Raw genomic sequence first — 8760 nt, 5'->3', positions numbered from 1 at the left:
CCCTTTCCCCCCCCACCGGCGTTCGGGGCCCGGTGCGCCCGGCCGGTGTCCGGTGTCCGGTGTCCCGTCTCCGGTGTCCGGTAATCGGTTGCCCGCTCCCCCGCCGCCGCCGACGATGGCCGCATGGCACAGGAGACCCGCGGCACCGCGCCCGCCCCGTTACCCGTCGAGATCCGCCCCGCCGAGCCCGCCGACGCCGCCGGCATCGCCGCCGTCCACCGGGAATCGCGGCGCATCACCATGCCGTACCTGCCGCCCCAGCGGCGCGGTCACAGCGAGGTCACCCACTGGATGCGGGAGAGCGTGCTGCCCCGCTGCCACACCGTGGTCGCGGCCCGGGGCCCGGAGATCCTCGGCTACGCCGCCGTCGACGGCGACCTCCTCGACCAGCTCTACCTCCGCCCGGACGTCCGCCGCGCCGGCATCGGCAGCCGGCTGCTCGCCGAGGCGCGGCGGCACAGCCCCGGCGGCCTGTCGCTGCACGTCTTCCAACAGAACACCGGCGCCCTGGCGTTCTACGCCCACCACGGCTTCACCGTCGTGGCCACCGGCGACGGCAGCGGCAACATGGAGAACCTCCCGGAGCTGACCCTGCGCTGGACCCCGGCATCCTCCGCCCCCGACCCGGCGGACAGGCCCCAGGGATCCCCCCGGGACGTCCCCTAGGGGATGTCACAGGTCAGCAGCAAACCCCGGGCGGGTCTCCCGGTCCGGCCTCCGAGCCCGCGCGGACCAGGTACTTTCGAAAGCGTGGCTGGATTCAGGATGGGTCGCGGACGGGATGCCCGCCCCGCGCAGAACGGACAGCAGCAGGGGCACCAGGGGCCGCACGCACCGTACGGGCAGCAAGGGCCGTACGGGCAGCAGCCCCCGCCTCCGCACGGCCAGTGGGTGCCCCCGCAGGCGCCGCCGCGGCCGTACGGCGCTCCCCCGGGCGGCCCGCGCCCGCAGGGGCAGCCCGAGTACCTCGACGACGGCGGCTATCAGGACGCGGGCCCGTCCTACGCGCCGTACTCCGACGACAACTCCCCGGGCCGTACCCGGGAGTTCAGAGTGGGCGAAGCCCCCGACGCCTACGGGGACGGGTACGGTCCCGCCGACGGCGAGTACGCGGCCGGCGGCACCTACCGCGCCGGCCAGACGACGGCGCCGCCGGCCGGCCCCCGGCTGCACTGGAAGCAGCTGCTGTCCGGTGTGGTGCTGCGCCCCACCCCGACGTTCTGGCAGATGCGGGACCACACGCTCTGGGGCCCGGCGCTGATCGTCACCTTCGTCTACGGCCTGCTGGCGGTCTTCGGCTTCGAGAAGGCGCGCGCGGACGTGCTGAACGCCACGCTCGGCAACAGCATCCCCTGGGTGCTGATCACCGCCGTGATGTTCGTCATCGGCAGTCTGATCCTGGGCGCGGTCACCCACACCATGGCCCGCCAGCTGGGCGGCGACGGCGCCTGGCAGCCCACCGTCGGCCTGTCCATGCTGGTCATGACGATCCCGGACGCGCCCCGGCTGTTGTTCGCGATGTTCCTGGGCGGCGACAGCCCGCTGGTGCAGGTCCTGGGCTGGGCCACCTGGCTCGCCACCGGCTATCTGCTGGCCTCCATGGTCAGCAAGTCGCACGACCTGCCGTGGCCCAAGGCCCTGGGCGCGTCCGCGATCCAGCTGGTCGCCCTGCTGGCCCTGGTGAAGCTCGGCACGCTGTAGCCGGCCGTCGCCCCGCTCCGGCCGACAGGAAGGGGCCCGCCCCGGGAGATCGTCTCCCGGGGCGGGCCCCTTCCGCTGTGCGGGACGCGCCGCCGCCACCTCACGGTCACGCGAACCGCTGCCCCGCCGACGTCACGCGAACCGCTGCCCCGCCGTCCCGTCGCACCGCTGCAACCGGAGCGGGTCCTTCGCCGCGCCCAACGTCAGGCACAGCGACGGCGCGGCGGCCGGCCGGAGGGTGCCGCCGTCCCGGACGAACTGCTGGTTCCCCGCGCCCGAGCAGTTCCACAGCACCAGCGCGGCGCCCGGCTCGTAGCGCCCGCCCGGCACGTCCAGGCACCGGGCGTGGGTCAGCTCCACATGGACCGACTTCTGCTCCGGGTCGTACCACCAGCCCTGGTTGCGCTGCCCGTTGCAGTCCCAGCCACCGACCGCGGTCCCGTTGCGGCTGGCGCCGCCGTCGGCGTCCAGGCAGCTGCCGGTCCCGGCGTTCTTCAGCGGCCGGAAGGCGTCGTCCCAGGCGCCCGGGTAGAGCTTCGGCTGCCCGGTGTTCGCCGGGTCCGCGCAGGCCGCCTCGCGCAGCTGCGGCGCCGCGTACAGCTGCGTCAGGCAGGACGCGAAGGCGCCGTGCCCGCGCACGTTCGGGTGGAACGACTGGCGGACCGAATTCGCGTCCGGCGGGAAGGGGTTGGTGATGTTCACGTACAGCCCGCGGGCCCACGTATCGGCCATGCACACCTCATGGCCGTGGAACAGCCGCGAGGCGTCGAGATAACTGGCCCCCGTGTCCTGCGCGATCTTCCGCATCCCGCGCTCGAACGCCGGCACCGCGGCGTTCCGCCCCCACGCCGCGTCCGACGTGTATCCGGTGCACCCGCCCGGCAGTTTGCCCGGGTAATTCGGGTTGTCCTCCACATCCGGCCCGATCGGGCTCGGATACGACATCACCACGAGCCGGTAGTCACCGTCGGCGTACCCCGCGCCCCGCATCACGGTCCGCAGGTCCCGCACCGTCGCCTCGATTTTGGGCACCAGCCCGTCGACCCGCACCTGCCAGCCCGGCTGGTACTTCGGCTCACAGGTGCCCTGGAGCAGGAACCAGTGCTTGACGCAGTCCGTCATCACCGGCCCGAACTGGAGATCGTCATTGGCCCCGGCCACCAGCAGCACCATCTTCAGCCGCGTGTTGCGGGCCGCGATCGCCAGGCTGTCGCTCTGCACCAGCTCATCCGGATACTGCTTGCCGCCGCCGATCCGGATATTGCCGCTGTACGCGCCGGAGCAGGCGACGTTGTAGGTCACGTCGGCCGCGATCCCGGTCCGGTGGATCGCCGAATCCGGCGACCGGTGGCACCAGTTGGTGGGCCCGTCGGTGCCCGGTTCGTACGTCCCGACGCCCTCCCCGGAAATCTCGCTGTCCCCCAGCGAGATCAGCGAGGTCTTCCGCTCCGCGACCGGCCGCACGGCGGAGTCGCCGTACAGTTCCGCCGCCTGCCGCGCCCGGATCCTCTCCAGTTCCGGCGAGAGCGGCCGCACGGACAACGGCCGCGCGGAGCGCGACCCGGCGGACGGCACCTGCGCGGCGCTCGCACCGCCCGCCGTCACCGTGAACGCGGCGGTCAGCGCCACCGCCGAGGCCGCCACGCCGGCACGTAATCGCCGCCCGCTCCACCACCTGTGTCCGCGTCCGCCGTGCGCCATCGGGCCTCCCCTCCGGTCTGCTGTTACCGCCGGTTTCTACGCGGCGGCGGCAACCGTTGGAACACCCGGAACAGAACTGGCCGAAACGCGCTCCACCCCACGCACCACGGGAACACCACGGGTACGGGAGCCCTACGGGCACGAGAGCACTACGGGGTGACCGACCCCGTCACGCGTCGAGGATCTGCCCGTCCCGCCGGACCACGGGCGCTTCGACACTCCACGGGAAATTGATCCAGTCATCCGTGCGCTTCCACACGTACTCGCACTTCACCAGCGACTGCGACTTCTCGTAGATCACCGCGCTGCGCACCTCCGCCACTGTCCCCTGGCAGAAGTCGTGCACCAGCTTCAGCGTCTTGCCGGTGTCGGCGACGTCATCCGCGATCAGCACCTTCTTCTCCGAGAAGTCGATCGCGTTGGGCACCGGCGCCAGCATGACCGGCATCTCCAGGGTGGTCCCGACGCCGGTGTAGAACTCCACGTTCACCAGGTGGATGTTCTTGCAGTCCAGCGCGTACGCCAGCCCGCCGGCCACGAACACCCCGCCGCGGGCGATCGACAGCACGATGTCGGGCTCGTACCCGTCATCCGCGATCGTCTGCGCCAGCTCACGGATCGCCCCGCCGAACCGCTCGTACGTCAGGTTCTCCCGCACGTCACCCACGAAATCTCTCAGACCTTCTCTTCGTCCCCGAAGCTCGTCTCCGAAGCGCACGCCGGCGCGGCGCCCCGCCTCACACCTGCGTACGGTGGAAATTCTTGAACGACCGGGACGGCGTCGGACCGCGCTGCCCCTGATACCGCGAGCCGTAGCGCTCGCTGCCGTAGGCGTGCTCCGCCGGCGACGTCAGCCGGAACATGCACAGCTGCCCGATCTTCATTCCCGGCCACAGCTTGATCGGCAGCGTCGCGACATTGCTCAGCTCCAGCGTCACGTGCCCGCTGAACCCCGGGTCGATGAACCCGGCGGTGGAATGCGTCAGCAGCCCCAGGCGCCCCAGGCTGGACTTCCCCTCCAGCCGCGACGCGAGATCGTCGGGCAGCGAGATGACCTCGTACGTCGAGGCCAGCACGAATTCGCCGGGGTGCAGGATGAACGCCTCGTCCCCCTCCGGAATGACCTCGCGGGTCAGATCGGGCTGCTCGACGGCCGGGTCGATGTGCGGGTAGCGGTGATTCTCGAACACCCGGAAATAACGATCGAGCCGCACGTCGATGCTGGACGGCTGCACCATCGACTCGTCGTAGGGGTCGATGCGCACCCGACCCGCGTCGATCTCGGCCCGGATGTCCTTGTCTGAGAGAAGCACGCAGACGAGGATACGCGCCCGCACACCCCCCACCGCACGACGAGGGCCCGGCCCCACCAGGGGACCGGGCCACGACTACCTCACCTCGACATCCTCAGCGAACATCACGAACGGTCGGCCGGAGCCGCGCGCCGCCTTACCGCTTGGCATGCTCCACGGGCACCGAGTGCCGCAGCCGAGCACAGCGCGGGCAGCGCAGCAGCCGTCCCGGACCGAGCCGGTCGGTGGTCTGCATCGGGAACGAAGCGGTGCTGAAGACATGCCCCTCGGCACAACGTACGACGGTGCGCTCCATCAAGTCCCTCTCCCAACTGCGTGGACAACAAAAGCCACATTAGGGGATGAACTGGGCGCAGCCGCAGGCGGCACTCCGATGCCCCACCGTACGCCCCAACTCCCGCCCCCCGCACCCGCGTCCCTCCCCGCGGGCACCACCCGGCCCGCCCGCCGCACCACACTCCGAACATGCCAAAAGCACCGCGGGGCGGCGATGGGGTAGAGTGTGCGACGACGCTCCGCCTCCAGATCCGAGGCAGGGTTACGCGGGTGTAGTTTAATGGTAGAACATGAGCTTCCCAAGCTCAGAGCGCGGGTTCGATTCCCGTCACCCGCTCCACTCAGAAGCCCCAGGTCAGTGATCTGGGGCTTAGTTGTTGCCTAGACCTCTCGGAGGCCGGCGCGCCCTCCGCGTGCCCCAACTCGCGGGAATGGCCCGGCCGGAGGGGTATTGGCGCGCCGCGCGAGGCACCCGACCATAGAAGCGTCTCGAATGGCGAGACGCATTTTCCCTGACGCGCGTCACCCATCAGCCATAGCTGATGAATTCGCATCCACAAAGCGGCGGTTGAGCTGAAACCAGTCCGCAGGCGCAGGCCAGCGCGGGACGCCCTGTCCGGCGCCGGGTGGCGGGGTGCCTCGCCGGCTACGGGGTTCGCCGGTTATCGGGTGGCCCTTCTGGGCGGTGGGTGTCGTTGGGGGCCGAGTGGGTGGTGCTCCGTGGCCGCCGATGGAAGCCGGTGGCCACGGAGGTGGCGAGGAGTCCCGCCCCGACCCCGTAGAGCCAGATCTTGGACCAGCTGACCGCGAGAATGAGGCCACCAAGCCGAGGCCGGCGAAAGCGGCTTTCAGCAGTGCCTGGCGTGCGGCCTTTCGGTCAGCGCGGGCCATCTCCGTTGCCTTCCTTACCATTTGTCACCAAGCTGCGGCCGAGAAGGGAGAGGGTGACTGTGCCGCCCTTCTGCGCGGCGGAGCCGACCGCGCCCCAGCTTCCAACGCGCTGCCCGTAGTTGGCGATGAGCGCGGCGCCGGTCGCGGCCCCCTTGGCGCCGTCCTGATCGCTTCCGGTGACGAGTTGGCGAGGCCCTTTTCCATGTCGGCGAGGTCGTCGAAGGACCAGTCGATGATCCGGCGGGCGGCATTGACGTTGAGGGAGTGGACGAATTCGCCCACCCGTCCCGCGGGCCGCGCCTGCTCCGCCCGAAGACGCAGCTGTCCCTCCTGGTCCCCCTCCTGCTCCAGGGTCTTCAACCGCTCGTAGAACGCGTCACCCGCTTCCTCGGACTCGGCCCGCTCCGCCGCGTCCTTCTCGATCACGGCCCGTACGTCTCCGTTGAGCCGACCCATCGCGCTGATGATCCGCCGCTCGATGGCCAGCAGGAGTTGATGATCAGGTCGACCCGGTACTTCGCCTCCGGGGTTCCCGGCTCGCCTTTCCAGCCCCAGATCATCCCTGCGGCGTGCGGGTCGTTGGAGTGCGGGAGTACCGATTGAGCTCGGAGATGAGGGCGCTGACGATCCGATCGTCTTTGCTGATGCCGTACCCGAGGTGCCACATCCTGATGCTGCCTTCGCCCTCGTTGTACCCGTACAGGACGCCCATGAGAAACCCCTCCGCCCAGGTGGATGACGGCCCTTACCGGGCGATCCCCGGCGGGCCCAAAATTCTGGGATCCACTGCCCAACCGGACAAGGGTGATGCTCTGCACGGATGCGCGAATCTGGCTGAATTGCCCATGCCCATGACCGGCCCCTCCCCGAAGGCCCGACATTCGGGGAGTTCCAGGCCACGCGGAATCGACCGAAAGCGCTGTCAGGCTCGGACGCCGGTGCGAAGTGATGGCGTGCGCAGGGGCGCGCAAGGTGGTTGAGGTGCTCCGGTAGCACCCGGTCCGCGCCCTGCCCCGGTGGGTTGGCCCGCGCCACTATGACCGTGTCCTCAGCCGGTGTCTGTTGGCAATGGCATGGGACGGCCCGCCGGTGCGTGAAACGGCGGCCCTTTGGATTCCACGGGTCTCATCGAGCTCGCGAAGAGCACGAATTGGCATGGCGCAACCACCCCACCCCATGGCACGACCAGCCAAGGAGGAATCACCCATGACGCAACGCGTGCCCGCCGCCTCCCAGCAAGTGCAGTTCCCGATCATCGAATCGTTCACCCAGGGCACCGTGCCCAATCCGCCCTGGAAGCTGCTCGGCAGTGCGCGGTTGAACGGCGGCAGCCTGGAGCTCACCCCCAACGAGGGCTCCCAGGCCGGGACGGCCTTCCTCGACGAGCCGTTCTCCTCAACGCTCGGCGTCACCATCGACTTCGACTACTCCTGTGAGGGCGGCGACCAGCTCGGCGACGGGTTCAGCGTCTACGTGATCGACGGCGAGCAGTCGACGGACCCCGGTGGCATCGGCGGAGCGCTCGGCTATTCCTTCACGAGGGACGGGGCGGGCGAGATCGTCGCACCGGGGGTCACGGCCGGGTACGTGGGTGTCGGCTTCGACAACTTCGGGAACTTCGCCACGAAGTACTCCGGTACGGGGGGAGGCTCCGCACGTCGCCCCAACACGGTCGGGGTACGCGGCTCCGGCAGTCTGCGGGAGGGGTTTCGCTGGCTGACCGGCGTCGAGGTGGACGGCGGATTCCGCGGGTCGTGGGACAACGGCTCCCACATCCAGATCTCCATCATCGACGGTCGGCTGACCGTACGGCACGCCGACAGGGCCAACCCGAACGGCACCCTGCTGATCGACAGCTTCGACCTCGCCGGTGCCGACGGGCAGACGCGTATGCCCGAAACGTTCAAACTGGGCTTCGCGGCGGGAACGGGCGCCGCCACCGCCTCCCACCGGATCAGGAACCTCACCGTCGCCCTGCCAGCGAACATGCCGCTGGAGATGAGCGGCCCCCAGACGGCGAAGGCAGGAGACCGGGTCTCCTACACCATCGGTGTGCAGAACCTCGGCCCCAACGACGCCCCCGACGCCGTGGTGGAGGGCACCGTCCCGGCGGAGCTGACCGACCTGGGGCTGACCTGCCAGGCAGAGAACGGAGCGGTCTGCGGCGCCGGTTCGGTTCGGGACGGGCTGCACCTGCCGATCGACCTGCCCAGGGGCAGCAAGGCATTGATCAATCTGTCCGGCACCATCGATCCGCGGTTCGAGGGCCGGTTCACCTGCACCAGCCTGGTCGCGTCGCCGACGCGCGCCAACACGGCCGGCCAGTACTCCGACTCGGTCACCACGGACGTCGAGCTACCCCCGGTCACCGTCACCCCCAAGGTCAACCTCCCCGGATGGGCGGAGCAATGGCCCGGCAACGGATGGATCATCAGCTACGAACTCACACTGGCCGCCAATGAACATCGCGTGGTGTGGTGGGAGATCTCCTTCGACGTACCGGAGGGTACCCGCATCAACCCGCACGAGCCTCATTGGTTCGCGGTGGTCAAGGACGGCACCGACGGGTCCGTCGTCATCGCCACGCCGGACGACTCCCACACCATCGAGCCCGGCGCGCCTCTCACCGTGGCCGTCCAGCTGCTCTACCCATCCCAGCACGACGCCGGTGACGGCACACTGCGCAACCTCCGTTCCACCGAGGTGACCCGGCCGTAGAGCCTCACCCGCACAGCGCTCCCGCTCGAAGTGGGAAGGCAGCCGGGCCGACCGCCGCCTCCTCCCGGAAGGCGGTCCTGCCGTCGGCTGTGCAGGGGTGATGCGGCGCACCCCTGTGGCCTTCCCACCTGCCGCCTACCGCTCGACGCTGCCGCCGGGG

General features: G+C 70.1%; 7 protein-coding genes and 1 tRNA gene. 4 read left to right on the top strand and 4 right to left on the bottom strand.

Features of this window, described 5'->3' with window-relative positions; translation table 11 throughout:
• The first annotated feature begins 123 nt into the window (after window positions 1–123).
• Together ACO1BR_RS04070 and ACO1BR_RS04065 are read left to right on the top strand one after the other, a co-directional pair.
• Window positions 124–666 carry an N-acetyltransferase family protein gene (locus ACO1BR_RS04070; protein ID WP_426793624.1) on the top strand — a complete coding sequence of 181 codons (543 nt, stop codon included), beginning with the start codon at window positions 124–126 and terminating at the stop codon, window positions 664–666.
• Window positions 667–765: 99 nt separating this feature from the next.
• Complete coding sequence (locus tag ACO1BR_RS04065; RefSeq protein WP_426793726.1) at window positions 766–1701, top strand: Yip1 family protein; 936 nt, start codon at window positions 766–768, stop codon at window positions 1699–1701.
• Between the two features lie 132 nt (window positions 1702–1833).
• On the opposite strand, the gene ACO1BR_RS04060 is transcribed toward ACO1BR_RS04065, so the two are convergent.
• The 3 genes from ACO1BR_RS04060 to dcd form a co-directional block, all read right to left on the bottom strand.
• Window positions 1834–3402 carry a ricin-type beta-trefoil lectin domain protein gene (locus tag ACO1BR_RS04060; protein ID WP_426793623.1) on the bottom strand — a complete coding sequence of 523 codons (1569 nt, stop codon included), beginning with the start codon at window positions 3400–3402 and terminating at the stop codon, window positions 1834–1836.
• A gap of 169 nt (window positions 3403–3571) precedes the next feature.
• The gene (locus ACO1BR_RS04055; RefSeq protein WP_159502970.1) at window positions 3572–4069 is read right to left on the bottom strand and encodes a phosphoribosyltransferase; all 498 of its coding nucleotides are present in this window, start codon (window positions 4067–4069) and stop codon (window positions 3572–3574) included.
• 70 nt (window positions 4070–4139) lie between these two features.
• Window positions 4140–4715, bottom strand: coding sequence for a dCTP deaminase (dcd, locus tag ACO1BR_RS04050; protein WP_426793622.1), 576 nt, complete (start codon window positions 4713–4715; stop codon window positions 4140–4142).
• 542 nt (window positions 4716–5257) lie between these two features.
• On the opposite strand from dcd, the gene ACO1BR_RS04045 reads away from it, so the two are divergent.
• Window positions 5258–5331 (top strand) — tRNA-Gly (locus ACO1BR_RS04045).
• Between the two features lie 575 nt (window positions 5332–5906).
• On the opposite strand, the gene ACO1BR_RS04040 is transcribed toward ACO1BR_RS04045, so the two are convergent.
• Window positions 5907–6338, bottom strand: coding sequence for a hypothetical protein (locus ACO1BR_RS04040; protein WP_426793621.1), 432 nt, complete (start codon window positions 6336–6338; stop codon window positions 5907–5909).
• A 750-nt stretch (window positions 6339–7088) separates the two neighbouring features.
• Between ACO1BR_RS04040 and ACO1BR_RS04035 the strand changes: the two genes are divergently transcribed.
• Complete coding sequence (locus ACO1BR_RS04035; protein ID WP_426793620.1) at window positions 7089–8600, top strand: hypothetical protein; 1512 nt, start codon at window positions 7089–7091, stop codon at window positions 8598–8600.
• Window positions 8601–8760: the final 160 nt, after the last annotated feature.

This window comes from Streptomyces sp. YGL11-2, assembly GCF_050054615.1.
Taxonomy (GTDB): Bacteria; Actinomycetota; Actinomycetes; order Streptomycetales; family Streptomycetaceae; genus Streptomyces.
The sequence above is the reverse complement of the archived record's forward strand: the minus strand, read 5'-3'. Positions and strand labels throughout refer to the sequence as shown.

Coding starts and splice junctions, on each gene's coding strand:
- ACO1BR_RS04070 (WP_426793624.1), top strand. CDS start 124: ATGGCACAGGAGACCCGCGGCACCGCGCCCGCCCCGTTACCCGTCGAG.
- ACO1BR_RS04065 (WP_426793726.1), top strand. CDS start 766: ATGGGTCGCGGACGGGATGCCCGCCCCGCGCAGAACGGACAGCAGCAG.
- ACO1BR_RS04060 (WP_426793623.1), bottom strand. CDS start 3,402: ATGGCGCACGGCGGACGCGGACACAGGTGGTGGAGCGGGCGGCGATTA.
- ACO1BR_RS04040 (WP_426793621.1), bottom strand. CDS start 6,338: ATGGGTCGGCTCAACGGAGACGTACGGGCCGTGATCGAGAAGGACGCG.
- ACO1BR_RS04035 (WP_426793620.1), top strand. CDS start 7,089: ATGACGCAACGCGTGCCCGCCGCCTCCCAGCAAGTGCAGTTCCCGATC.